Source organism: Nocardia sp. CA-128927, from assembly GCF_050955855.1.
Classification (GTDB): Bacteria; Actinomycetota; Actinomycetes; order Mycobacteriales; family Mycobacteriaceae; genus Nocardia.
Map to the genome: position 1 here is coordinate 5453209 of NZ_CP192087.1, position 21780 is coordinate 5474988.

The window sequence follows — 21780 nt, forward strand, 5'->3', positions numbered from 1 at the left end:
TTCGGCGATGGCACCGGAGTCGGACTTATCGGCATCGTCGATGCCGAGCGACTGCGCGACCCTCCGGTGCGTGGCGGGAGGCGGTGGTCCGCCGATCCGAACAGCGGAATCCCGGCTGCGGGTTCGGCGGTGATCACGCGGGCGGTGGGTACTTCGGCAGGAGTCCAGGGGTTGCCTCATGCATAACTAGGAGTACGCTCAGAAATGAGTCCACTCATTATTGGGAGGTTCCAGGATGATGACCACGCCCGAGGCGGCGCAGGACGGCCGCCGGTTGCGCACTATGCGGGACAAGCAGGCCCGCATTTTCGAGGCCGCGGCCGCGCTGTTCGCCGAGCGTGGGTTCGACAGCGTGACCACTCAGCAGATCTCCGATCGCGCGGATGTGGCGGCCGGGACGTTGTTCCGGTACGCGTCGTCCAAGGGCGAGCTGCTGCTGATGGTCTACAACGAGGAGTTCCGGGCGGCTCTCGAACTGGGCGAACAGGAGTCGCGAAACAAGCGCGATGCCGCGCAGGCGGTCCTGGCGATGGTGCGCCCGATTCTTGATGCCGCCGATCGCCGGGTCGAGAACACGGTGGCCTACCAGCGTGAGTTGCTGTTCGGTGCACCCACCGAGCAGTACCGCGCCGAAGGGCTCGCGTTGGTCACCCGGCTGGAGACGATGATCGCCGAGCGGCTCACCGCGGGAATGTCTGGCGACGAGAAGGACCTGTTCGCCCGTGCATTGCTAGCGGGCCGCAGCGTATTCGCTGTGCTGCATCTCATCCTGGCCCGGCCTTCGACCGGCGCGCATCCCGGCCGCGACGCGACCGGCGATCTGCGCGACCAGATTGCCCAGATCGTGGCGGGTTTCTTCGCCTCGATCGAGTGAGTGGACCGCCGAGGGGCGAACCTCGCCTCCGGCAGGAAGGAAGACATCATGACCATCCGCAAGGTGACTGTCCTCGGAACCGGGGTCCTCGGTTCGCAGATCGCATTCCAGACCGCGTTCCACGGGTTCGAGGTCACGGCCTATGACATCAACGACGACGCGCTCCAGGCCGCGCGCGATCGGTTCACCAAACTGGTGTCGATCTACCGCGACGAGGTCGAGGGAGCCGGTGACGGCAAAGTCGAAAAGACCTCCGGCACTATCGCTTTGACCACTGATCTCGCCGAGGCGGTCAAGGACGCCGACCTGGTGATCGAGGCGGTGCCCGAGGTGTTGAAGATCAAGCAGGAGACCTATCAGAAGCTCAGCGAACTGGCGCCGCACCGGACGATCTTCGCCACCAACTCCTCCACCCTGCTGCCCAGCGACCTCAAGGATGCCACCGGCCGTCCCGACCGGTTCCTGGCCCTGCATTTCGCGAACGACGTGTGGCGCTACAACACCGCCGAGGTAATGGGCACCAAGGACACCGACCCCGAGGTGTTCCGCGCGGTGGCCGAGTTCGCCGACGCGATCGGCATGGTGCCGATCGAGCTGCTCAAGGAGAAGGCCGGTTACGTGGTCAACTCGCTACTGGTGCCGCTGTTGAATTCGGCGATGGCGCTCAGCGCGGGCGGTTACGCCGATCCGGAGTCGGTCGACAAGACCTGGCGCATCGCGACCGGTGCCCCGTTCGGCCCGTTCCAGATGATCGACGTCATCGGCCTGAACACCCCCTACAACATCCTGGTCAACAGCGACGAGAACGGCAAGAAGCTCGCCGCGTGGCTCAAGGACAACTACATCGACCAGGGCAAGCTCGGCGTGTCCAGTGGTGAGGGTTTCTACAAGTACTCGTAACCGCATGCGCGGCAAGTCATTCCGAGCCAGTATCAGGAGAGGAGTCACATGTACTACAGCAGCGGCAACTACGAGGCCTTCGCCCGTCCGCGCAAGCCCGACGGTGTCGAGGAGAAGACGGCGTGGTTCGTCGGCGCGGGTCTGGCCTCGCTCTCGGGTGCGGCGTTCCTGATCCGCGACGGTCAAATGTCGGGTGACAAGATCACCGTGTTCGAGCGGTTGAAGCTGCCCGGCGGCGCGCTCGATGGCATCAAGGAACCGAAGAAGGGCTTCGTGATCCGCGGCGGCCGCGAGATGGAGAACCATTTCGAGTGCCTGTGGGATCTGTTCCGGTCGGTGCCTTCGATGGAGATCGACGGGGCGAGTGTGCTGGACGAGTTCTACTGGCTGAACAAGGACGACCCCAACTCCTCGTTGCAGCGCGCCACCGAGAAACGCGGCCAGGACGCGCACACCGACGGCTTGTTCACGCTGAGCAACAAGGCGCAGAAGGACATGATCAAGGTCTTCCTCGCGACGCCGGAGGAGATGGAGAACAAGCGCATCGATGAGGTCTTCGGTGCCGACTTCTTGCAGAGCAACTTCTGGATGTACTGGCGCACCATGTTCGCGTTCGAGGAATGGCACAGCGCGCTGGAGATGAAGTTGTACCTGCACCGCTTCATTCACCACATCGGCGGGCTGCCGGACTTCTCGGCGCTGAAGTTCACCAAGTACAACCAGTACGAGTCGCTGGTGTTGCCGTTGTATCGGTGGTTGCTCGATCAGGGGGTGAGTTTCCGGTTCGATACCGAGATCACCGATATCGACTTCCACCTCACCAAGGAACGTAAGCAGGCCACGAAGCTGCACTGGGTGTCCGATGGGGCTGAGGGCAGTGTCGATCTGGGTGAGCATGATCTGGTCTTCACCACGATCGGTTCGCTGACCGAGAATTCCGACGACGGCGATCACCACACTCCGGCGAAGTTGCTCGACGGCCCGGCGCCCGCGTGGGATCTGTGGCGGCGGATCGCGGCAAAGGATCCGTCGTTCGGGCATCCGGACGTGTTCGGTGGGCACATCGAGCAGACCAAGTGGGAGTCGGCGACGGTCACCACGCTCGACGACCGCATTCCCGGCTATATCCAGAAGATCTGTAAGCGGGATCCGTTCAGCGGGAAGGTCGTTACCGGCGGCATTGTCACGGTGCGGGATTCGAGTTGGCTGATGAGCTGGACGGTGAATCGGCAGCCGCATTTCAAGCAACAGCCCGAGGATCAGATCGTGGTCTGGGTGTATTCGCTGTTCGTGGATGTGCCCGGTGACTATGTGCAGAAGCCGATGAGTGAATGCACCGGCGAGGAGATCACTCAGGAATGGCTGTATCACATGGGTGTGCCGGAGGACGAAATCGCTGATCTGGCCGCGAATTCGGCGAAGTGTGTGCCGGTGATGATGCCGTACGTGACCGCGTTCTTCATGCCGCGTCAGGCGGGGGACCGTCCGGATGTGGTGCCGGAGGGGTCGGTGAACTTCGCGTTCATCGGTCAGTTCGCGGAGAGCACGCGTGACTGCATCTTCACCACCGAGTACTCGGTGCGCACGGCGATGGAGGCGACCTATCAGCTGCTCGGCATCGAACGTGGGGTACCGGAGGTCTACAACTCGACCTACGACGTGCGCAAACTGCTGGCCGCGACAAGTCGACTACGTGACGGGGACGAGTTGCACATTCCCGGACCGGACCTGGTGCGGAAGAAGTTGATGCAGAAGCTGGATTCGACCGAGATCGGCGTGATGCTCGAAGAGTACGGGTTGGTGGCGGACAAGAAGTAGTCACCATCGCGCGCGGCAGGCTCGGTCCGTTGGATCGAGCCTGCTGCGTCTGACCAGTGCGTCAGCGGGAATCGATCAAGCGTGGTCGGTGAACTGCTGGGTGCCGGTGACACGGAGCAGGTCCAAAGCGGAGGCCGCTGGGGTGTTCGGCGCCGCGGAGTAGACGACGACGGTTTGGTCGGCATCGGGGACCAGCAGGGTGTCGCATTCGAGCACCAGTGTGCCGAGTTCGGGGTGGGCGATGGTTTTGGTGGCGCTGCGCCATTGCGCGGAGGGGCGTTCACGCCAGAGTTGTTCGAAATCGTCGCTGCGGGAACGTAGTTCGGCGATGAGGCGGTCCAGGTCGGGATCAGTGGGGTAGCGGGCCTTGGCGCTGCGCAGGGTGCCGACACCGTAGGCGGCGACCATCCGGAATTCCTCGAGGGTGAAGCGCACGCGGGCCGGTTCCGCGCCGAGGAAACACTCGCGGATGATGTTGCGCCGGGCAGGCGGCAAGGCCGAGAAATCACCGAGCAGTGCGGCGGCCATCGGGTTCCAGGCCAGTACGTCACCTTTCGCGGACATCACCAGTGTCGGCAGGTCCACCATCCGGTCCAGCAGCCGTAACACGCTGGGGCGCACCACCTGTGCGATCCGCCCGGCCTGTGGTGGTGCCGATCCGGCGAGTTGGAACAGCAGGTCGCGGTCGTCATCGTTCAACCGCAGCGCCCGCGACAGTGCGGCGAGCACGGAAGTCGAGGGACGCGGCCCCCGACCTTGCTCGAGCCGCACGACGTAATCGACGCTGACTCCGGCCAGCTGGGCGACCTCTTCGCGACGCAGTCCGTGCACTTGACGGCGCGAGCCCGCGGGCAGGCCGACATCGCGCGGCTGTACCCGAGTGCGCGCCTGACGCAACAGCGCCGCGAGTTCCGATCGGTCCATCCCTCGATCATCCCGCAGCCGGACCCGCGCGGGGTGGTACCACCGATCCCAGGACGAGTCAGTCCTGCCCAGGGTCGGCAAACCCGTCGAGGCTGAGTGCATGAACTCAACGACAATCGCTCTGGTGACCGGAGCGAACAAGGGGCTCGGCCACGAAACCGTACGCAGGCTGGCCGAGCTCGGCTGGCAGGTCTTCCTCGGTGCCCGCGACGCCGACCGCGGCAAACAGGCCGCCGCTGAATTCGCCGAGCAAGGATTGAACGTCGAATTCGTCCACCTGGATGTCACGTCCACCGCATCGATCACCGCCGCGGTCGACACGATCCGCGACCAGGCCACCCGCTTGGACGTGCTCATCAACAACGCCGGAATCTCCGGCGGGTTCATGCCACCGCAAGACACGCAGGCCGCGGACTTCCGCGCAGTGTTCGAGACCAACGTCTTCGCACCGGTCCAGATGACCCACGCGTTCCTGCCACTGCTGCAAGCCGCAGACCAGCCGCGCATCGTGATGGTATCGAGCGGCATGGGCTCACTGACCATCACCTCGGACCCGAACCGCCTCGAATCAACACTGCTGAACCTGCCCTACACGTCGTCCAAGTCAGCCCTGAACATGATCACCTCGCAATACGCCCGAGCCCTACCCGGAATCCAAATCAACGCCGTCGACCCCGGCTACACCGCAACCGATTTCAACGCCCACGCCGGCCCCCAAACCCTCACCGAAGGCACCGACGCGATCGTCCGCTTCGCCACCATCGAGGCCGACGGCCCCACCGGCGGCTACTTCGACCGCCAAGGCGCAGTTCCGTGGTGAGCTGAACGGGGTCAGGATCAGCCGACGGGCATCGGCACGCTCCGATGCCCGCGCACCTGGCGGCGGTGCGTCACGGCGATGCCCGACGCGGCGAGCACGGCGCACAGTTCGATGCCGCCCGCGGTCCAGCCGACGGCGACCACACCGGACCCGGCGAGCGCGACCGATCCGGCGAACCCGCCCAGGGAGATGCCGAGGTAGGTGGCACTCGCGTTGAGCGACAAGACAATTCCGGCTTCGTTGGGCGCGAGCTGGACCATCCGGTGCTGCTGGATCGGCATGAACGACCAGCCGAACACGCCCCAGACCGCGAGCACCACACCGCAGGCGATCGCACCCGCCAGACCATGTACGCCCAGCGATCCGAGCACGCCGAAGGATGCCAGCGCGACGGTCAGGCCGAGGGTGCTGAACACGGCCAGTCCGGTGGTGTCGAACCGGTCGGCCAGGCGGCCACCCACGCTGTTCCCGGCGACCGCAGCGAGGCCGAAGATCAGCAGCCAGATACTCAGCGCGGAACCACGCACCCCGCCGAGGTCTTCCAGCATCGGACTGATGTAGGTCAGCACGGTGAACGCGCCCGGCGATCCACAACACGGTCACGCCGAGCGAGGCAGGCACGCCACGGACCTTGGCGACCGCAACGCGAGCGCCGAGGCTGGCGGGAGGCGGCGTGTGGACGGTGGGGAGCAGCTTGGCCAGTCCGATGGTCACGATGCCGCCGAGCACGGCGACGCCGATGAAGGTGACCCGCCAGCCGAACCAACCGCCGACCAACGCGCCGAGCGGCACACCGAACGCGGTGGCCAGACTGATGCCCGCGGCGACCGTGGCCAGCGCCCGACCACGCTGTCCCTCGGGAGCGATGGCGGCGGCCGTCGCCGAGCACGCCGGGGTGAACGCCGCGGCGGCCAGCGCCGCGATGACCCGCACGGTCATCATCAACCAGTAGGAATCGGCAAGTGCAGTAGCGATTCCATGTCCCGGTAGACGGTCCGGACCGAGATGTCGAGTTCCGTCGCGAGTTGCTGAGCGGTCATGCGCCCTTTGGTCTGGAGCAGCAACAGAGCCGAGACCAGCCTGCTCGCGCGCATGGGAACCAGTCTGCCAGTCGAGAGTGGCTAGGCCATGTCCGTGGCTGGGGTCAGCGGGCGCCGCCGTTGACGTAGAGGGTTTGGCCGCTGACGTAGGAGGCTTCGTCGCTGGCGAGGAAGGCGATGACGGCGGCGACTTCGTCGGGCTGGCCGACGCGGCCGAGGGGGGTGCGTTCGGCGACCGAGTGTTGGAGGTCTTCGGGGGACATGCCTACGCGTTCGGCGGTGGCGTCGGTCATGGCGGTGGCGATGTAGCCGGGGGCGACTGCGTTGACGTTGATGTTGTACTGGCCGAGTTCGATGGCGAGGGTGGCGGTGAAGCCTTGGATGCCTGCTTTGGCGGCGGCGTAGTTGGCTTGGCCGCGGTTGCCGAGGGCCGAGCGGCTCGACAGGGAGACGATCTTTCCGTAGCGCTGGGCGACCATGTATTTCTGCGCGGCCTGGGAGCAGTGGAAGACGCCGGTCAGGTTGACCGAGAGCACGGCGTTCCAGTCGTCTTCGGAGAGCCGGAAGAACAGGTCGTCTCGGGTGATGCCCGCGTTGTTCACCAGGATGTGCGGGTCGCCGAGTTCGGTGGCGATCTGGTCGAATACCGACTGCACGGAGTTGCGGTCGGTGACGTCGCAGACGTAGCCACGCGCCTTGCCGCCAGCTCGGGTGATCTGTTCGAGGGTGGCGTCGGGGGTGTTGCGGTCGAGCACGGCGACGCTGGCTCCCTCGACCGCGAGCCGCAGCGCGGTGGCCGCGCCGATGCCCTGTGCCGCACCCGTGACCACGGCGACCTTGTCGGTGAAACGGTCCATGGATTCGTTCTCCTCTCAGAACGCGCTGCGGGCGCGGCGACTCGTTTGCAGGCTAGCGATCGGGAAACTCGCGCGGCAAGTTTCCGGGATTCGGTGCTGAAAGTAGTTCGACCAGGAGCGGATTCGTGAGACGCACCGGAATTGCTAACTCGCGTCGGCGACCGGGCCGAGTTCGTCGGTGAGCCACTGCGGGAACTCGGTGAGGTCGGTGAGGATGACGTCCGCACCGGCGGCGCGCAGTTCGTCGGCGTCGCACGGCCCGGTGGTGACACCTACCGCGAGAACACCCGCCGCCTGCGCGCCACGCATGTCGCCGACGTGATCGCCGACGAAGATGCTTGCCCGCTCCTCCTGCAACACGGTGGCTTTGGCCGCGGACCACAGGTCACCGGCGAGATGGTCTATCCGCCAACCGAGTTCGTCGATGTGCAACTGCGCGAGCGGGCCGTGCTTACCGGTGACGACGAGTACCCGCCCGCCGCGTGCCTCGATCGCGGCCAGCGCCGCCTCCGCGCCCGGCATCGCGGGAATGCTCGACACGATCGTCGGATAGAGCTCGCGATACCGCGTGACCATCGACGGAACCAGCTCCTCGGGTGCACCGGCCTCGGCAAGCATCGTGGCCAGCGGCGGGCCGAGCCGAGCGGCGAAATCGGCGCCGCGCACCGGCACATCGAACTCGGCCGCGAGGATGTCGATGGCCCGGCTGACGCCCGGTCGCGAGTCGATCAGCGTCATATCCAGGTCGAAGCCCACCGTCCAAGTCACCACCCGACCCTATCGGCCGAGTCGCCCCGAGCAGCGGGCCCCTCCGCCTCTCATGTCCTGTTGATCGCGGATGGTTCTGGGCTGCGGGGGCGGAGTTTGCGGTGTAAGTGATTGGCTGTCAACGGACTTCATCGTGGGCGAAGATCGCGGGGGTGGCCTAGGGTCGGGAGGAGGATCGCAGCAGGCGGAGGGGTAGTCATGGGGCATGTCGAGCACAGTGCGACGTGTGCGGCGCCGGTGGACTTCGCGTTCACCTATGTCGCGGATTATCGGAACGTGCCGAAATGGATGTTCGGGATACGGCACTTCACGCCGGTGGGGGAGCAGACCTTCGGGGTGGGTGCGGTGTTCGACACGGCCCTGCATCTCGGGCCGACGACGCTGCATCTGCGTGCGGATACGACCGAATGGATCGACGGTTCCCGGGTGACGATGCGCGCGATCAAAGGCATCGAAGGCACGATCCGGTGGGACTTCGCATCCCTCGGCGCGGAAGTCACGAAGGTCAGCGCCACTGCGGACTACCGGGTGCCTGGCGGCTTGGCCGGGCGGGCTCTGGACCGGGTGATTCAGGCGTTCATCGGACCGGCGATCAGGCACACCGAAAGGCACCTGCGCGAGAAGATCGAGACCAGCTACCAGGAGTCGCAGGGCAAGGACGGCTGAGGTCGGCGGTGCTGCTCAGAAAGTGAGTCGAGCGCTACTCGGGGCCGATGGAACGCTGCGCCCAGTTCACTTCAGGCGCGCAGCGGAGCGGTCGGGCTGATTCACGTGGAACCGCTGGTGCAGACGGTGAAATACGAAGTGCGTCAACGTCGTTCGCGTCGGCTTCATGCAGTGGGTGCATGTCTGCATCGACCGCAACGGGCGGGCTGAATGCGGCTGCGACGGCGCGTTTCTCCGGTGCGGGAGCCGACCGGTGCGGCAATGCAGGCCTCGAACCGGCCGACGATTGTCGCGAGGACAGCGGTGACCGGTGACCGTAAAGTTCCGCGCATGGCGTTCCAACTCGAGCTGCGGCCGACTCCACCGTTGCAGATGACGCCGGAATGCTTGGTCCACACCGGAATCGCGCGACTGTTCGTCACCGGCATGCTTGTCCAAGGTTCCGGTGCACTACCCGAACAGTTCGGCTTCTTCATCCCGACCGCGACACCACTGCCCGCGGCCACCCCGGAACCACAACTGCTGGCCGAAGCGCACCTGATGACGGGCATCGCGACATCGATCTCCGGCAACTTCCCGTTCGGCGTCGAACATGTCCAAGCCGCGTACCTCCCCGACCCGCGCGGCGGCACCGACCGTTGGCTCTATCTCAGCGGCGCCGCACACATCGGCCGCGAGATCCGGCTCGGCTACCGGGTGACCGTCGTGACGGGGTAGACCTGCTCGCTTGGTGTAAACCGCACCGCTCGTGGATGATTCGTCCGTCTCATGACGAGAAGGAAGAGGGACAGACGAAGTGCGAACCATGTACGTCATCGCGCATCCGGAATCGACCCATCACATCGACGGATTGGTGGGCGGGTGGTACGACTCACCGCTGACTCCGGCGGGGTTACGCGCCGCGGCCGCGATCGCCGAATCGCTGCGCGCGGCGATCCCCGCGCATGCCGAGGTGGAGTTGTACTCGTCGGATCTGCAACGCGCCGCCCAGGCCGCCGAGGTCATCGGCGAGCTGCTGCACGTTCCCCCGGTCCTCGATCAAAGACTGCGCGAGAAGTCCTGTGGCGAAGCCGAAGGTAAGCCTCAGGACTGGCTGAGGCAACGGTTCGTCACGCCGCCGGCTGTCGGGGAACGGATGGGACATCATGACGGCATCTCGGGGTCGGAGACGATGGGCGCATTCGGTGAACGCGTGTATGCGGCGATGGATGCGATCCAGTCGAGCGACTGTGCGCATCAGATCGTCGTGACACACGGCGGCGCGATCACCTTCGCCGTCGCGTCGTGGACCAGGTTGCCGATCGAGGCACTCGCCTACGCCCGATTCAACGGCCCGTCCGGCAGCATCACCGAACTCGGCGAGGACGACTACTTCCACAACCGCCAAGTCGTCCGGCTCGGCGACACCCGACACCTCACCGCGGATATCGACGCGCTCGGCTGAAAACCGAATTCCGAAGGGTTGCCCGCGCCGTGACGCGCGTGCGGGCCGTGCGATCGACACCGGCCGACGACCTTGCCACCCGTCTCACCCCTTGCGGAGTGGCTCGTTATGGAGCTCGTTGGGGTGCGGAAGGAAACGACCTGCGGATCCCCGCCTCGTCTCTCCGCCGACTCACCGCGCGTCATGTCCGCGTAGGCACGCCGACAGCCTTGCCGCACCCCGTTCACGCCGAGCCCCTACGACGGGACTTGATCCTGCTGCGCCGACGCATCGTCAGCACGCTTCGACGCGGACGATGCGTTCTTGAAAGCGTCGTTGTTGAGCAGCCCGAACGTACCGAGCAACGTGCTGAGATCCATCGCCCCCTTGCCGCCACTGCCCTTGGACGCGAGATCACCCATCGACTGCAACTTCGCAGTCAGTTCCGACACGGTCGCTTTCGACAGCCCCGCTTCGGCCGCCTTCTCCTGGAGAACTGAGGCCAGTTGCTGCATGGTCGGTGTCGACATGATGGACCCGACCTGGCGTTGGATGGCCGCGTTGAGCTCGTTGATCGCCGATTCCGATAGGTCCGGCATGGCGTTCCTCCTCGGGGCCGAGCGGCTCGACGCGGCGCGTCGTGGGCATCCGCCCAGCTGTAGCAATGCTGCCGCACCGCACGCGCACTCGTCAGCAAACAGTCAGATAACCACATTGACCAGCGTCGGGGCTTGCTGCGCAAGTTTGTGAGCGTATGTAATTGGTGACCAGTGGGTCTGACATCGAATGCGGCGTTCAGCCGAACCAGCGAGTGAGGGCCGTTTCGAGTGGTTGTTCGTCGGTGGCGGACCAAGCGATATACCCGTCGGGCCGGATAAGGACGGTGGGGGAGTCGTCGGCCTTGGCGGCGACATGGTCGACGCGGTCGGACCACCGGTCGATCGACCGGGGCGTGTCATCGAGTGAGAGCAGCAGGCCGCGACCGGAATGCATCAGCCGGCTCACGCGGGTCGGACCGTCAGTCGTGGTCAGATCGAGATCGATCATGCGTGGGCCGACACCGGCGTACTGGGTGTCGAGGCCCGACATCATCCCGGAGACAAAGTAATTGGCGTCCGGTAGCCGGAGCAGGTCGGTGAACATGTCGCGGACGGCGGCGAGGTTCGCGTTCTGGGCGGAGTTCATGATCACGCCCTGCGCGCGGGTGGTGCGCAGTACTCGCGCGGCGACCGGATGGCGCTCGTCGTGATAGCTGTCGAGCAGTCCCTCGGGCGCCCAACCCCGCACTGTCGCAGCGAGTTTCCAACCGAGATTGACGGCGTCCTGAATGCCGAGGTTCACGCCTTGGCCGCCGATCGGCAGGTGAATATGCGCCGCGTCGCCGGCGAAAATGACTCTGCCTTCGCGATAGTGCTCGACCTGCCGGGTGGCATTACTGAATCGCGAGGCCTCGCGCAACTCGCCCAACTGCGTCTCCGATCCATACACCGCCTGCAGTGCCTCGTTGACTTCCATTGTGGTGATGGGCGTTTCACGATCCGGTCGCACCTCGGCGAGCTTGCCGAAGATGAACCGGTACAGATCATCCTCGAGGGGATGCAGGGTGGTAAAGAACCCGTTGGCCGTCTCGAGGTGGCGGCTGAAATGTTCGGAAGTGGTTGGCACGGTGTCGGATCGGGACGCCAGCGTGAGATCGGCGACCACCGACGACATCGTGCCCGCGGTGCCGGGGAACGGCACGCCGAGCAGCTTGCGAACCGTGCTGTGCCCGCCATCGCACGCCACGAGATAGCTGCCACGAATATCCCCGGCGGTGACTCCGGCCGAATCCTGTTCGATGGCAGTCACTTCGACTCCGCGCAGCACCGGCACGCCCTGGTCGAGGAGGCGCTGTTCGAGGAATGCCTCCAATCGAGTCTGCGGGATGGCCACCGGATACGGATGGCGAGTTTGCCACGGCCGGCAATCCAACTCGACCGGTAACCCGGCGAAATGCCCGCCGAACTCGCCCCGCGGCAGCGAACGATCGAGCAACGGATCGAGCATGCCACGCAGGTCGAGCACCTCCGCGGTGCGCGGTTGCAGCCCACTGGCCCGGGACTGCGCACTAGGTGTGAGCCGCTTCTCCAGCACCACTACCGGTACTCCGGCCAGGGTCAGCTCATTGGCCAGCATCAGCCCGGTCGGACCTGCCCCGATCACGATCACTTCGGTTTCCACGCCATCTTCCAAAAGTAGACTCGATGCAACAATATACTCGATCTACCAATGCGCTAGAGTGCAGACATGACCGAACCGACGGGACTGCGTGAACGCAAGAAGATCCGCATCCGCGAACAGATCGCGGCCACGGCGATCCGTATGTTCCTCGAATCAGGCTTCGACCAGGTCTCGATCACCGACATCGCTCGGGCGGCCGACGTCTCCCGCCGCACCCTGTTCGCGTACTTCGCCACGAAGGAAGACCTTGTCCTGCAACGGTTCGCCGACCACGAAGACGAAGCGGCCCGAACCGTCCGCGCGCGCCGCCCCGATCAACCACCCCTGGACGCACTGCGCGAAGCGCACCTCGAGGCGCTGCGCCGGCGCGACCCCAACACCGGCCTCAACGACACCCCCGAAATAATGTCCTTCCTCCAATTGGTCTCCGGCACAGAAGCCCTCGCCGCAAGGCTGATGCGCTACTCCTCCCGCGGAGTCGCGACCTTGGCAGAGGCATTGCGCGACAACGGCTTCGACCCCCTGACCGCCCGCCTCCTCGCCGCCCAGGTAATCGTGATCCACCGCGAACTCACCCTCATGAACCACGAATCCCTGGTCAAAGGCGAGTCCGCCGCAACCCGCTACCCACACGCCGTCCAAGCCACCAACCACGCCTTCGACCTACTGCGTGACGGTTTGGAATCGCGCCCCGCCTAGCCGCCGTCACCTACCGGCCGCGTTTGCCGTATCGATTTGTTCGCGGAGGATGTCGCGGGCGAATTCTTCGATCATGGCGAGCAGGCTCCTCGCACTCTGATGCGACAATGGCCTGATGGGGTGGCCGGATTTTGGAAACTTTTCTGACTCGGACATGCTGGTGTGGCATATACCGATGCAATCCGGTGCTGTGCCGGTACTTGACGCTGACGGTATTAGCCCGCCGGGAGCTTGGGTGGAGGCGTTGCATGCCGTTTCGCGGGACATTCGATGCCTGCAGTACGGGGGCCGATTCGACAGCGGTGATTTGGTGTGGGAACTCTCGATCGACCGTAGCTACACCGTTGGGCTGGGATGGCTGCGCCCCGGTGGGAGCGATTACTGGGTCAAGCGTGAAGGCATATCGATGGATGCATCATGTGCGGTGGCAGCCGTATGGGCGGCTGGTGTGGCTCAGGCTGAACTCATCGGTGGCCTAGAAGTTGTGCATTGGCCCAGTAGGGGTTGGAATCTGCTGACCGCGCAATTGATCGATGAGTTGCCTGTGTGGATTGATACATCGGACGGGTCGGTTATCAGCAATATTGGGGTGTTGCGCGAAGCAGGAACCGATTGGTAGCTATCCATCCCGTGTAATTTCACGTTTTCAGCGGGTGAAGATGGCATTGATGCGCGCGTCGAGTTCGGCGAGGATGCTCTCACCCAGCGGCGTGAGTGTCGCTCCCTCGTGCAATGCTCGCGACAGGGATCGGAATCGCAGGAGCAATGTGTCGAGCCGGGCCGACCACCGCTCGTCCGCGCCGTGGTCGATTGCCTTCGCGAATGCCTCGCACAGGCGGGCGTACACGAAGGATGCGTGATAGACACCGATGACGGGCCGGGGATCGGGTCGGGCCACGGAAACCAGTCGCGTGTCCGGCGGGTCGTTGTGCAGTTTGCCGGTGTGCTGGATTGCGAAGAGTCGCAGATGTGCGGCCTCGTGTACCAAGCGCTCGAAGGTGAAGAGTAGATCGTCGGGCGCGGAGCGCACGAATACCGCGCCTTGGAACAGGGGGGTCGCCCAGCCGAGGAGCAGCTCGCTGTCGAACGGGACGATGACGCGCACGTAACGCAACAGCTCGGCTGCCGCCTCCGGCCAGCATTCCGTGAGCTGCGTGAGAACAGTGCGGTAGGCGTCGATCAGCGCCGAGTTCGGTTGTATGACCGGTTTCAGATCTCGATGCGCATCCGTACCTACTCCGGGAACCGCGTTCATGCGCGCGAGAAATCGGCGGAACACCGGATCACCCGCGTCGAGAACGAGATCGGCGTCCGGGAGTGGGCGCAGTCCGTGGTGCAGCAATTCGCGGGAGATGACGCCGTGGTGGTTCGGCCCGGCGTCGAGCAGCGCCTCGTCCCCGTTGATGCGGATGAAGGTGAACGGTTCGTCCGGGGTGGCGGCGACGCGTCTGGGGCGAAGCCCGGGGCCGCGCAGATCGCCCTCGGCTAACGGGACCATCATCCCGCGGTCCGGTACCGCTTCTCGTTCGATCAAGGTAGCCAGCAGTATTCGGTTCAGGTCGAGGGGTTGAATATCGGTGGCATTGCTGTCGGACACCGACCATTTCTTGAACAAGGGGTGGCTCACCGCGTGCGCCAAGTCGCCATCCGGCAGTCGTTCCACCGATTCGCGCGTGAGTGCCATCTGGTCGCGATACGGGTCGGCTGGATGTGCCGGATAGGTTTCGAGCTTCCGCAGCAGTGCGCCTTTCGCGCGCTCGGCCAGGATTCCGGGGAGTCGATCGATCCCGGTCGCCGGGACCGGGGTAATGCTGATGTCATGCATGGTTTTTCATTTCGACAATGGGCGTTGGCGGGGGTTCTTCGTCATCGCCCCACCAACCACAGGTTGCATCCCGGAAAACCGGGACCGCCAACGCGGCCGCCACCTGCTTGGCATAACTGCCCTGACTCTGCGCACAACCCAACGGCACGAAATCGTCGGTCGCCTGAACCAACGACGCGTCGGCCGCCCACGAATCGCCCAGCGCCACATACTCACCGAACCCGGGCGCCGCCGACGCCATCGGAGCGCCACCCAGCGGCAACACCACACCCAATGCCGCACAAGCGATCACAGCTCGCGACGTCTTCCGCACCACTGCCTCCACCGACCCGACCCAGCTGGCCGGACGCCCAACATCGGTGAACCTAACATCCACCCGCACACAGCAATCTCCAAGTCACCCAATGGTTATACGATGCAGCCCATGCCACACCGCCGCTCCCGCCTCGTGGCCCTATGCGGAGCGCTCCTCATCGCGGTCACCACCACCGGCTGCATCGGCGCCGTCGACCGCGCCGACTTCGAAAAGGTCATCCAGGCCCGTGGCGGCGGACTCGTCTCCACCCTGCCGACCGCCGCCATCGACACCCTCCGACAACGCCTCGGCGCCACCGACATCCACGCCAGCGTCATCCTGCTCGCCGCACCCGGATCCCAGAACTTCCGCCTGACCATGCTCGATCAGCCGCCGCAAGTCACTCGCTTCTCCAACGAGAACCGCAACCTCACCAACCAGGACACCGCAGCCCACCTGCGCATCCGAGTACCCAGCCGCCCGGACCAGCAAGACGACTACACCTTCACCAACGGAACCCTGCACGGACCCACACCGGTACACGTGTCGGCCTCCGACGACCCGGACGACGAGATGTTCGATGTGCGAGACGTTTCCGGCCTGCTGCGGCTCGAGGAAATCCTCGACACCGCGCTCACCCAGGCCGCCGTGGAGAACGGCTACGTATCGTCGGCCATGGTCAACCGCATCGGACCCGACACGGTGATAACCGTCAACGTCAGCTCACCGCGCACCACCGTCGTCACCCAATTCGACCGTGCCGGAACATTTCTGCGGAAGAGTCAGGCATGAGCGAGGAGTACCGGTCCGACCACACGGACGAGCAGCTGTCGGATCGGGTCCCGCGACGGTCCCCGAGAATCCTGGCGACATTGGCGGTAATCCTCGCCGGGACCGCGATCCTCGGCTGCGTACTGCCGATCGCCATCTGGCCCGGCGAGGCGAAACTGACCGCACCGTTGTTCTGCGCGGTGCCCTATACCGAGCCGATCGTCGTTTCCGATACCTTCCACGACTCCGAGGGGCAGAGCACCAACTACTCGATGTACTGCGTCGGTGACCGCGGCCAGTACACCGAGGTGGGGTTCGCGAGGCCGTGGTTCGCGCTGTGGGCGCTGCACACCGCGCTCGTGATCGTCCTGGTGATCATGGTGCGCGCGTGGGCGTGGTGGCGACCCGCACAAGCCACCGAACCGGCACGACTTGCGGAATCTACGGAACTCTAGGCGACTGTCCCTCACCCACTTAACGTCACAGTGACGTTTCAAGGTGGGGTTTTCCTGCCTATAGTCCGAACGGCGGGGGAGTCGACCATCGCCATAGAGGGGTGCATGGGCGCAAGCGGAGGCATTTCCCGAGCCACGCCCACCGTTGATCATGAAGCACTCACGCCGGGACAACGGCGGGCTCATCCGCCGGCTTGTCCTGGAAGCCCGGCAGGTGACGATTCACCGCGGGGATCAAGAGCTGAATCAGCGGACCGATACCGAACGCATAGACAAGCGTCCCGATACCCACGCTGCCACCGAGCACCCAACCGATCGACAACACCGTCACCTCGATCGCCGTCCGCACCACCCACACCGACACCCCGGTCCGGCGAACCAGTCCAGTCATCAGTCCATCACGCGGACCAGGTCCCATCCCAGCACCGATGTACAGCACCGTAGCGATCGCATTGAGCACCACCGCCGCACCCATCGCACCCACCCGCGCCGGGATCATCTCCCACGCAGGCAACAGCCACAACCCGACATCCACCGACACCGCGATGACCACCACATTGCTCACCGTCCCCAGGCCGGGCCGCTGCCGCAACGGAATCCACGCCAGCAGCACCGCGATCCCGGTAAGCGCCGTCACCGCGCCGAAGCTGATCGGCACGTGCCGCGCCACACCCTGATGGAACACATCCCACGGATCCAACCCGAGCCCGGCCCGCACCATCACGGCCATCGAGAACCCGTACAACCACAACCCGACATACAGCGCAACCAGCCGACGCATCAACACCCGCCCAGCATGACCGACTACTGGCATCTGAAAACAGAGCCAGTCAACAACAGCTGGCCTTACAACCGGACCCACGGGTGGACCGAACCCTCAGATAGTCGCAGGGGTAACTACCTACGGCAGCGTACCCAGGACACCATACCTTCGGCCGATGCGATCCCGAGCGCGCCCGAACAGACTGGCAGACAACATAAGTCGCCGGACAACGAGGTAAGGATCATCATGGGCATCTTCCGCAAAGCCACCAACGAGCCCGATGAGCAACCCGCCGAGTCGACTGCCGTGGACGCGGAGAAGGTTCGCAAGCGCCGCCGTCGGCTCCTCGGTGGTTACTACGGCGGCAACGGTGGTATCTAGCCAGAACGGCTGACCCGCAACGGAATTCATGAGTCCACTGACCCTACCTTCAAAACGTCACTGTGACGTTTTGAAGGTAGGGTCAGTGGACTCAGGGGAGAAGCCCTGAAATCCCAATCCGGAACCGTCTCAATACTTTCCGGCCAATCAGGCACAAACAGGAAGATTTACATCAGCGGCAAATCCAGCCAAGGGGAGATCAACACCGATCCCGCCCGCGCAACACTGACATCCGCGAGGGTAGGCGCAGAGCGTCCGGGGCCCAGGGCGATGGTGCGCACGAAACACCGCACATACCAACATGATCGAACGGCGCAGCCCTGATTATCCACGCCCGTTTCTACGCCGATAATCAACATTATGTCAAGTAAAGCTCATCTCGACGGGTTCACCGACTAGCGGCCAGCACTGCCCCGAGGCCTTCCTGCAGATCCTTGACGAAGTACTCGGGAACCTCCAGCGACGGGAAATGCCCGCCACTTTCGGGCGACCCCCATCGGACGATCTGCCGGAACCGCTCCTGTGCCCACGGACGCGGATACTTCTCGATGTCGCGAGGATACACAGTGATTGCCGACGGGACGTCGACCCGAAGTTCGGGGTCCAGCGAGTTGTGGCTTTCGTAGTAGATGCGGGCCGCCGATGCACCGGTCCGCGTCAGCCAATACAGGGTGACGTCGTCGAGCACGCGGTCGATCGAAATCGTCTCGAACGGGCTGTCTTCGGTATCCGTCCACTCGGCGAACTTGTCGAGGATCCAGGCCAGCAGCCCGACCGGTGAGTCGACGAGCGAGTAACCGATGGTCGTTCGTACCGTTCGGTCCTACTCCCCCTGTTCGCCGACCAGCCGCGGTCGACCACCCTGGTTCGCTTGCCAGCCAACGCACTTCGCAGCCAAGCTGTACCGTTGGCGTGCTTTTCGGCGAGATTATGTACAGATTTCCGGAATGTTCCCTGGAGGGTTGACGTGCACCCCGGCTCGGCGGAACCTCATTCCTGTAGGCGTCTCCGGCCACCGGCGGCACGCCTGGTGCCTACCAGCAGAGTCTGAGCGGGCTTCGTCACGAGATTGCCCCTCATGAGAGATGCCAATGGGTGCCGTCTTTCGCGGTGGATGGGTTTGAGCCCTGCTCGGCTATCGATCAGCACAGCAAGGGAACCCTCATGTCTGTCACATCCGCAGCGATTCGGCCGTTCACCTTCGAGACCCCCGAGATGGAACTCCAGGTGCTACGCGGGCGGATCACGGCCACCCGTTGGCCGGAGAAGGAGACTGTCTCCGATCAGTCGCAAGGCACCCCGCTCGCCACTGTTCGGGAGCTTGCGCGGTACTGGGCGGCAGAGCACGACTGGCGCAAGTGCGAGGCCAGCCTCAACGCACTGCCGCAGTTCATCACCGAGATCGATGGGTTGGACATTCACTTCCTGCATGTTCGGTCGAAGCATGAGGATGCGTTGCCGCTCATCGTCACCCATGGGTGGCCCGGTTCGATCATCGAGCAGTTGAAGATCATCGGGCCGCTCACCGATCCCACCGCGCACGGCGGCGCCGCGGTGGACGCCTTCCATTTGGTGATTCCGTCGATTCCTGGTTACGGGTTCTCGGGTAAGCCGACGGCGACCGGTTGGGGTCCCGAGCGGATCGGCCGGGCCTGGGTGGAGTTGATGAAGCGCCTCGGGTACTCGCAGTTCGTGGCGCAAGGCGGTGACTGGGGCGCGATCATCACGGATTTGATCGCGGTCGAGGCACCACCGGAGTTGATCGGCATCCACACCAACATGCCCGCTGCGGTTCCGCCGGAGATCGACCAGGCGCTGCAGTTGGGCAAACCGATTCCGTCCGGTCTCCCCGATGACGAGAGGCGCGCCTGCGAGCAGCTGGCCTTCTTCTATAAGCACACCGCCTACGCGCAGATGATGGCGTCACGCCCACAGACGCTGACCGGATTGGTCGACTCGCCTATTGGCTTGGCGGCGTTCATGATCGACCACGATGTGGCCAGTCTGGCGCTGATCTCTCGCGTCTTCGACGGACACCCCGAGGGGCTGACCCGAGATGATCTCCTCGACAACATCACGCTCTACTGGCTGACGAACACGGCGCTTTCCTCGTCGCGTCTGTATGCGGAGAACAAGCTGCCGTTCCTGACCGTCAAGGGTGTCTCCATCCCGGTTGCGGTGAGTGTCTTTCCCGATGAGCTTTACCAGGCTCCGCAGAGTTGGGCGCAGGAGGCGTATCCCAAGCTCATTCACTACAACCGGCTCGACAAGGGCGGGCACTTCGCGGCCTGGGAGCAGCCGCAGCTCTTCGTGGACGAGGTTCGCGCGGGATTCCGGTCGCTGCGCTAGCTGACCGTGCTCGAGGGTGTGCAGGGGTGTGGCCTGCACACACTCGACGGACAGTAAGCGTGTCAGAACTGTTGATACATCACGTGCAGACCTACTCGGCCCAGCGTTGGATGCTCGAATGCGCCTGGCACCGTACCGATTACGGCGAACCCGAGGCGACGGTACAGATCTACGGCTGTCCGATTGCTCTCGACCACCGCATTGAACTGCATCCCCGCGTACCCACTCCCCTGCGCCCACCCCAACGCCTGCTCACACAGTTTCGTACCGACCCCGCGTCCCCGCGCCTCGCCATACACCATGAAGCTCGCGGTCGATACATGTGCCCCGGGTCCCGCACGATTGGGACCCATCTTGGCCGTCCCGAGCACCCGGTCACCCTCAACAGCCACAACCGTGACCCCCGGCGGCCGCTCGATCCAAATCCCCCGCGCCTCCCCCTCGCCCATCACCGGGTCGTAGGTGAACGTCTCCTGCCGCCGCACCACGTCGTGGATGATCGCCCACACCTGCGGCCAGTCGGACTCGATGACCTCCCGAATCTCCATGGTTCGCACCATATACAGCTGTATCAGCCGTTATCCAACGATATTCGGGAGCTCCCGCGTCAGTGCCAGTTGCTGATCTGGACGTCGTGGGGATCGGGTGCGCCCGCTCCGGTTTCGACCAGCTGCTTCAAGCTCATCAGGTAGATCGCCCATTTGGTGCTGCAGTGGTGCATGAACTCGCCGGGCTCCTTCCAGCCTTGGTGCTTGAACAGGATGATCGTGTAGCCATCCTCCCGTTTGAGATCCCAGACGACCTCGGTCCCGATCCATTCCTCGGGCCCGTCGACGACCTCCCACAGGACTCGTTTCCCGGGTTGGAGGTCGATCACCTTCATGTCGAATCCGCCTGCCGTGAAACGGAACTGGATTACTCCCCCGGTGTCCGCGTCGCCCCGAGTGTCGCTAGCCCACCAACCGGCAAGGGTGTCGACCGAGGTCAACGCCGCGTACACGTCGTCGACGGACGGCGATACGACCCCGACCCTGTGCAGAATGTCCACCATTTCGATTTCCTCTCGATTCTTACTGCTGCTTGCTGCGTTGAATGGCTTCGGCGATGCGCTTGATGCGCTGGAGCCTGGCGTCCCAGGTGGAGCCGACGGCGTTGAGTTGCGCTACGGCGCGGGCGAGTTGTGCGTCGTCGACCCGGTAACGCCGCTCGCGGCCCTCGGGGCTGCCGTGTACGAGGCCGACGCGGTCGAGGACGCCGAGATGTCTGGCGACGGCCTGGCGGGTGACGGGTAGTCGTTCGCTGAGGCTGGTCGCGGTCCCCTCCCCGTCGGCCAGGAGCAGGTCGAGCATTCGGCGCCGGGTCGGGTCGCCGATCGCGGACCAGAGGTCGTCGTCGACGGTGCTGTTCATCGGCTCGCGACCAGTCGTGCGACGTACTCGGCCAGCCGCGGCAGATGGGTGTCCCAGCCGTGGATGTGCTCGTTGTACTGTTGCTCCAGAACGGCGATCTCCCAGCCCATTTCGCGGAATCCGGTCTCGGTCATCCGAACCGTGGTGCCGTCGCCGGATGGGGCGAGTTCGAAGGTGACGAACAGTGAGTTGCCGACGGCCGCCGCTTCGTCGACCGGATGAGTCCAGCGAAAGGAGAACAACCGGTGTGGCTGGGCATCGATCACGGTGATCGGGACGATCTGCTGTTCGTCTCCTTCGCCCCAGGAGATGGTGCCGACCGCGCCGGGGACGGGCGCCAGGTCGGCGTCGTCGGGCCACCACTCCTTCAGGTGAGTGGGACTGCTGATGACCTCGTAGACCACCTCCGGGGTGGCTTCGACGTACATCGTCCGCTCAATTCGCCCGTGTTCCATATCAACTCCTCTAACTCGCAACGTTTTGTTGCGCATGACGTTAGACGACGAAGACCGGACGCGCAACA

Annotated in this window: 26 protein-coding genes and 3 pseudogenes; 13 read left to right on the forward strand and 16 right to left on the reverse strand. The window is 64.5% G+C overall.

The window, feature by feature from the left end; translation table 11 throughout:
- Positions 1-238: 238 nt before the first annotated feature.
- The 3 genes from ACQPW1_RS25635 to ACQPW1_RS25645 are packed head-to-tail and all read left to right on the forward strand — an operon-like array spanning position 239 to position 3592.
- Positions 239-874: a TetR/AcrR family transcriptional regulator gene (locus tag ACQPW1_RS25635; protein WP_433654052.1), complete on the forward strand. Its 636-nt coding sequence runs from the start codon at positions 239-241 to the stop codon at positions 872-874.
- Between the two features lie 48 nt (positions 875-922).
- Positions 923-1774, forward strand: coding sequence for a 3-hydroxyacyl-CoA dehydrogenase (locus tag ACQPW1_RS25640; protein WP_433654053.1), 852 nt, complete (start codon positions 923-925; stop codon positions 1772-1774).
- Positions 1775-1822: 48 nt separating this feature from the next.
- The gene (locus ACQPW1_RS25645) at positions 1823-3592 is read left to right on the forward strand and encodes an oleate hydratase (RefSeq protein ID WP_433654054.1); all 1770 of its coding nucleotides are present in this window, start codon (positions 1823-1825) and stop codon (positions 3590-3592) included.
- A 75-nt stretch (positions 3593-3667) separates the two neighbouring features.
- Here the strand turns inward: ACQPW1_RS25645 and ACQPW1_RS25650 are convergent, their stop codons facing one another.
- The gene (locus ACQPW1_RS25650) at positions 3668-4516 is read right to left on the reverse strand and encodes a helix-turn-helix transcriptional regulator (protein WP_433654056.1); all 849 of its coding nucleotides are present in this window, start codon (positions 4514-4516) and stop codon (positions 3668-3670) included.
- Positions 4517-4616: 100 nt separating this feature from the next.
- On the opposite strand from ACQPW1_RS25650, the gene ACQPW1_RS25655 reads away from it, so the two are divergent.
- The gene (locus ACQPW1_RS25655) at positions 4617-5336 is read left to right on the forward strand and encodes an SDR family oxidoreductase (RefSeq protein ID WP_433654057.1); all 720 of its coding nucleotides are present in this window, start codon (positions 4617-4619) and stop codon (positions 5334-5336) included.
- Positions 5337-5353: 17 nt separating this feature from the next.
- Here ACQPW1_RS25655 and ACQPW1_RS25660 read toward each other — a convergent pair.
- The 5 genes and pseudogenes from ACQPW1_RS25660 to ACQPW1_RS25680 all read right to left on the reverse strand — a co-directional run.
- Positions 5354-5911: pseudogene (locus tag ACQPW1_RS25660) on the reverse strand (hypothetical protein); the annotation flags it as partial.
- A gap of 118 nt (positions 5912-6029) precedes the next feature.
- Positions 6030-6278, reverse strand: a pseudogene (locus tag ACQPW1_RS25665) (MFS transporter); the annotation flags it as partial.
- The gene (locus tag ACQPW1_RS25670; protein WP_433654058.1) at positions 6278-6430 is read right to left on the reverse strand and encodes an HTH domain-containing protein; all 153 of its coding nucleotides are present in this window, start codon (positions 6428-6430) and stop codon (positions 6278-6280) included. The pseudogene ACQPW1_RS25665 and the gene ACQPW1_RS25670, both read right to left, overlap by 1 nt.
- A 50-nt stretch (positions 6431-6480) precedes the next feature.
- The gene (gene fabG / locus ACQPW1_RS25675) at positions 6481-7233 is read right to left on the reverse strand and encodes a 3-oxoacyl-ACP reductase FabG (RefSeq protein ID WP_433654060.1); all 753 of its coding nucleotides are present in this window, start codon (positions 7231-7233) and stop codon (positions 6481-6483) included.
- Between the two features lie 144 nt (positions 7234-7377).
- Complete coding sequence (locus ACQPW1_RS25680) at positions 7378-8001, reverse strand: HAD family hydrolase (RefSeq protein ID WP_433654061.1); 624 nt, start codon at positions 7999-8001, stop codon at positions 7378-7380.
- A gap of 198 nt (positions 8002-8199) precedes the next feature.
- Here ACQPW1_RS25680 and ACQPW1_RS25685 point away from each other — a divergent pair, with 198 nt between their 5' ends.
- The 3 genes from ACQPW1_RS25685 (at position 8200) to ACQPW1_RS25695 (ending at position 10111) form a co-directional block, all read left to right on the forward strand.
- On the forward strand, positions 8200-8667 hold the full coding sequence (locus tag ACQPW1_RS25685) for an SRPBCC family protein (protein ID WP_433654062.1): 468 nt from the start codon (positions 8200-8202) through the stop codon (positions 8665-8667).
- 330 nt (positions 8668-8997) lie between these two features.
- Positions 8998-9384, forward strand: coding sequence for a hypothetical protein (locus tag ACQPW1_RS25690; protein ID WP_433654063.1), 387 nt, complete (start codon positions 8998-9000; stop codon positions 9382-9384).
- A gap of 88 nt (positions 9385-9472) precedes the next feature.
- Positions 9473-10111 carry a histidine phosphatase family protein gene (locus tag ACQPW1_RS25695; protein WP_433665336.1) on the forward strand — a complete coding sequence of 213 codons (639 nt, stop codon included), beginning with the start codon at positions 9473-9475 and terminating at the stop codon, positions 10109-10111.
- Positions 10112-10347: 236 nt separating this feature from the next.
- Here the strand turns inward: ACQPW1_RS25695 and ACQPW1_RS25700 are convergent, their stop codons facing one another.
- Positions 10348-10689 carry a hypothetical protein gene (locus ACQPW1_RS25700; RefSeq protein ID WP_433654064.1) on the reverse strand — a complete coding sequence of 114 codons (342 nt, stop codon included), beginning with the start codon at positions 10687-10689 and terminating at the stop codon, positions 10348-10350.
- A gap of 196 nt (positions 10690-10885) precedes the next feature.
- Positions 10886-12310, reverse strand: a complete 1425-nt coding sequence (locus tag ACQPW1_RS25705; RefSeq protein ID WP_433654065.1) for an FAD-dependent monooxygenase — start codon at positions 12308-12310, stop codon at positions 10886-10888.
- 66 nt (positions 12311-12376) lie between these two features.
- Between ACQPW1_RS25705 and ACQPW1_RS25710 the strand changes: the two genes are divergently transcribed.
- Together ACQPW1_RS25710 and ACQPW1_RS25715 are read left to right on the forward strand one after the other, a co-directional pair.
- A complete protein-coding gene (locus ACQPW1_RS25710) occupies positions 12377-13009 on the forward strand; it encodes a TetR family transcriptional regulator (protein WP_433654066.1) in 633 nt (210 codons plus the stop codon).
- A gap of 115 nt (positions 13010-13124) precedes the next feature.
- Positions 13125-13628 (forward strand): hypothetical protein, encoded by a 504-nt coding sequence (locus ACQPW1_RS25715; RefSeq protein ID WP_433654067.1) that lies wholly within the window; start codon positions 13125-13127, stop codon positions 13626-13628.
- Positions 13629-13655: 27 nt separating this feature from the next.
- Here ACQPW1_RS25715 and ACQPW1_RS25720 read toward each other — a convergent pair whose 3' ends face one another.
- Positions 13656-14834 carry an aKG-HExxH-type peptide beta-hydroxylase gene (locus ACQPW1_RS25720; RefSeq protein WP_433654069.1) on the reverse strand — a complete coding sequence of 393 codons (1179 nt, stop codon included), beginning with the start codon at positions 14832-14834 and terminating at the stop codon, positions 13656-13658.
- Positions 14827-15150 carry a hypothetical protein gene (locus ACQPW1_RS25725; protein ID WP_433654071.1) on the reverse strand — a complete coding sequence of 108 codons (324 nt, stop codon included), beginning with the start codon at positions 15148-15150 and terminating at the stop codon, positions 14827-14829. Before ACQPW1_RS25725 ends, ACQPW1_RS25720 begins: the two co-directional genes overlap by 8 nt.
- A gap of 108 nt (positions 15151-15258) precedes the next feature.
- Between ACQPW1_RS25725 and ACQPW1_RS25730 the strand changes: the two genes are divergently transcribed.
- Both ACQPW1_RS25730 and ACQPW1_RS25735 read left to right on the forward strand, forming a co-directional pair.
- A complete protein-coding gene (locus tag ACQPW1_RS25730; protein WP_433654072.1) occupies positions 15259-15921 on the forward strand; it encodes a hypothetical protein in 663 nt (220 codons plus the stop codon).
- On the forward strand, positions 15918-16355 hold the full coding sequence (locus ACQPW1_RS25735; RefSeq protein ID WP_433654073.1) for a hypothetical protein: 438 nt from the start codon (positions 15918-15920) through the stop codon (positions 16353-16355). The genes ACQPW1_RS25730 and ACQPW1_RS25735 overlap by 4 nt, the downstream gene beginning before the upstream one ends.
- 160 nt (positions 16356-16515) lie before the next feature.
- Here the strand turns inward: ACQPW1_RS25735 and ACQPW1_RS25740 are convergent, their stop codons facing one another.
- On the reverse strand, positions 16516-17136 hold the full coding sequence (locus ACQPW1_RS25740) for a YczE/YyaS/YitT family protein (protein ID WP_433665337.1): 621 nt from the start codon (positions 17134-17136) through the stop codon (positions 16516-16518).
- Between the two features lie 228 nt (positions 17137-17364).
- Between ACQPW1_RS25740 and ACQPW1_RS25745 the strand changes: the two genes are divergently transcribed.
- Positions 17365-17499, forward strand: coding sequence for a hypothetical protein (locus tag ACQPW1_RS25745; protein WP_433654074.1), 135 nt, complete (start codon positions 17365-17367; stop codon positions 17497-17499).
- 388 nt (positions 17500-17887) lie between these two features.
- Here ACQPW1_RS25745 and ACQPW1_RS25750 read toward each other — a convergent pair.
- Positions 17888-18304 (reverse strand): annotated as a pseudogene (locus ACQPW1_RS25750) (epoxide hydrolase); the annotation flags it as partial.
- Positions 18305-18663: 359 nt separating this feature from the next.
- On the opposite strand from ACQPW1_RS25750, the gene ACQPW1_RS25755 reads away from it, so the two are divergent.
- Positions 18664-19848: an epoxide hydrolase family protein gene (locus ACQPW1_RS25755; protein ID WP_433654076.1), complete on the forward strand. Its 1185-nt coding sequence runs from the start codon at positions 18664-18666 to the stop codon at positions 19846-19848.
- Positions 19849-19910: 62 nt separating this feature from the next.
- Here the strand turns inward: ACQPW1_RS25755 and ACQPW1_RS25760 are convergent, their stop codons facing one another.
- Genes ACQPW1_RS25760 through ACQPW1_RS25775 form a run of 4 tightly spaced genes read right to left on the reverse strand, consistent with a single transcriptional unit; the run spans position 19911 to position 21712 of the window.
- Positions 19911-20396: an N-acetyltransferase family protein gene (locus tag ACQPW1_RS25760; RefSeq protein ID WP_433654077.1), complete on the reverse strand. Its 486-nt coding sequence runs from the start codon at positions 20394-20396 to the stop codon at positions 19911-19913.
- A 59-nt stretch (positions 20397-20455) separates the two neighbouring features.
- Positions 20456-20899 carry an SRPBCC family protein gene (locus tag ACQPW1_RS25765; protein ID WP_433654078.1) on the reverse strand — a complete coding sequence of 148 codons (444 nt, stop codon included), beginning with the start codon at positions 20897-20899 and terminating at the stop codon, positions 20456-20458.
- A gap of 19 nt (positions 20900-20918) precedes the next feature.
- A complete protein-coding gene (locus tag ACQPW1_RS25770; protein ID WP_433654079.1) occupies positions 20919-21257 on the reverse strand; it encodes an ArsR/SmtB family transcription factor in 339 nt (112 codons plus the stop codon).
- Complete coding sequence (locus ACQPW1_RS25775; protein WP_433654080.1) at positions 21254-21712, reverse strand: SRPBCC domain-containing protein; 459 nt, start codon at positions 21710-21712, stop codon at positions 21254-21256. Before ACQPW1_RS25775 ends, ACQPW1_RS25770 begins: the two co-directional genes overlap by 4 nt.
- Between the last annotated feature and the right edge of the window lie 68 nt (positions 21713-21780).

What these genes read in the sequence shown, in the direction of transcription:
- ACQPW1_RS25635 (WP_433654052.1), top strand. Translation starts at nt 239, where the DNA reads ATGACCACGCCCGAGGCGGCGCAGGACGGCCGCCGGTTGCGCACTATG.
- ACQPW1_RS25640 (WP_433654053.1), top strand. Translation starts at nt 923, where the DNA reads ATGACCATCCGCAAGGTGACTGTCCTCGGAACCGGGGTCCTCGGTTCG.
- ACQPW1_RS25645 (WP_433654054.1), top strand. Translation starts at nt 1,823, where the DNA reads ATGTACTACAGCAGCGGCAACTACGAGGCCTTCGCCCGTCCGCGCAAG.
- ACQPW1_RS25650 (WP_433654056.1), bottom strand. Translation starts at nt 4,516, where the DNA reads ATGGACCGATCGGAACTCGCGGCGCTGTTGCGTCAGGCGCGCACTCGG.
- ACQPW1_RS25655 (WP_433654057.1), top strand. Translation starts at nt 4,617, where the DNA reads ATGAACTCAACGACAATCGCTCTGGTGACCGGAGCGAACAAGGGGCTC.
- ACQPW1_RS25670 (WP_433654058.1), bottom strand. Translation starts at nt 6,430, where the DNA reads ATGCGCGCGAGCAGGCTGGTCTCGGCTCTGTTGCTGCTCCAGACCAAA.
- fabG (WP_433654060.1), bottom strand. Translation starts at nt 7,233, where the DNA reads ATGGACCGTTTCACCGACAAGGTCGCCGTGGTCACGGGTGCGGCACAG.
- ACQPW1_RS25685 (WP_433654062.1), top strand. Translation starts at nt 8,200, where the DNA reads ATGGGGCATGTCGAGCACAGTGCGACGTGTGCGGCGCCGGTGGACTTC.
- ACQPW1_RS25690 (WP_433654063.1), top strand. Translation starts at nt 8,998, where the DNA reads ATGGCGTTCCAACTCGAGCTGCGGCCGACTCCACCGTTGCAGATGACG.
- ACQPW1_RS25695 (WP_433665336.1), top strand. Translation starts at nt 9,473, where the DNA reads ATGTACGTCATCGCGCATCCGGAATCGACCCATCACATCGACGGATTG.
- ACQPW1_RS25700 (WP_433654064.1), bottom strand. Translation starts at nt 10,689, where the DNA reads ATGCCGGACCTATCGGAATCGGCGATCAACGAGCTCAACGCGGCCATC.
- ACQPW1_RS25710 (WP_433654066.1), top strand. Translation starts at nt 12,377, where the DNA reads ATGACCGAACCGACGGGACTGCGTGAACGCAAGAAGATCCGCATCCGC.
- ACQPW1_RS25715 (WP_433654067.1), top strand. Translation starts at nt 13,125, where the DNA reads ATGGGGTGGCCGGATTTTGGAAACTTTTCTGACTCGGACATGCTGGTG.
- ACQPW1_RS25720 (WP_433654069.1), bottom strand. Translation starts at nt 14,834, where the DNA reads ATGCATGACATCAGCATTACCCCGGTCCCGGCGACCGGGATCGATCGA.
- ACQPW1_RS25730 (WP_433654072.1), top strand. Translation starts at nt 15,259, where the DNA reads ATGCCACACCGCCGCTCCCGCCTCGTGGCCCTATGCGGAGCGCTCCTC.
- ACQPW1_RS25735 (WP_433654073.1), top strand. Translation starts at nt 15,918, where the DNA reads ATGAGCGAGGAGTACCGGTCCGACCACACGGACGAGCAGCTGTCGGAT.
- ACQPW1_RS25740 (WP_433665337.1), bottom strand. Translation starts at nt 17,136, where the DNA reads ATGCGTCGGCTGGTTGCGCTGTATGTCGGGTTGTGGTTGTACGGGTTC.
- ACQPW1_RS25745 (WP_433654074.1), top strand. Translation starts at nt 17,365, where the DNA reads ATGGGCATCTTCCGCAAAGCCACCAACGAGCCCGATGAGCAACCCGCC.
- ACQPW1_RS25755 (WP_433654076.1), top strand. Translation starts at nt 18,664, where the DNA reads ATGTCTGTCACATCCGCAGCGATTCGGCCGTTCACCTTCGAGACCCCC.
- ACQPW1_RS25760 (WP_433654077.1), bottom strand. Translation starts at nt 20,396, where the DNA reads ATGGAGATTCGGGAGGTCATCGAGTCCGACTGGCCGCAGGTGTGGGCG.
- ACQPW1_RS25765 (WP_433654078.1), bottom strand. Translation starts at nt 20,899, where the DNA reads ATGGTGGACATTCTGCACAGGGTCGGGGTCGTATCGCCGTCCGTCGAC.
- ACQPW1_RS25770 (WP_433654079.1), bottom strand. Translation starts at nt 21,257, where the DNA reads ATGAACAGCACCGTCGACGACGACCTCTGGTCCGCGATCGGCGACCCG.
- ACQPW1_RS25775 (WP_433654080.1), bottom strand. Translation starts at nt 21,712, where the DNA reads ATGGAACACGGGCGAATTGAGCGGACGATGTACGTCGAAGCCACCCCG.